Source organism: Blautia sp. CAG:257 (assembly GCF_000433815.1).
Taxonomy (GTDB): Bacteria; Bacillota; Clostridia; order Lachnospirales; family Lachnospiraceae; genus Blautia_A; species Blautia_A caecimuris.
The window spans coordinates 1-277 of the sequence record NZ_HF999094.1; the positions used below are offsets into that span (position 1 = coordinate 1).

1 pseudogene is annotated in these 277 nt (G+C 40.4%); it reads left to right on the plus strand.

Annotated features, from left to right (window positions below):
* Window positions 1-193, plus strand: a pseudogene (locus QVP40_RS10955) (UDP-N-acetylmuramate--L-alanine ligase); the annotation flags it as partial.
* Window positions 194-277: the final 84 nt, after the last annotated feature.

The window sequence follows — 277 nt, forward strand, 5'->3', positions numbered from 1 at the left end:
AACTGATACTCTTGGAATTTCTTCAGAAGATCTGAGAGAGAAAATTGCAGAACTTGGAACTTCCTGCGAATATTTCCCGACTTTTGATGAAATCGAGAATTTTTTACTTGAAAATTGTACACAGGGTGACCTGTTGATAACTATGGGGGCCGGAGACGTTGTAAATATAGGAGAACAGCTTCTCGGAAACTAAGTTATCCACATTATCCACATGTTTATGCACATATCCCCCGTGCCGGACATGTGGATTTTTTATGCCCCTGTTATCCGACATTCT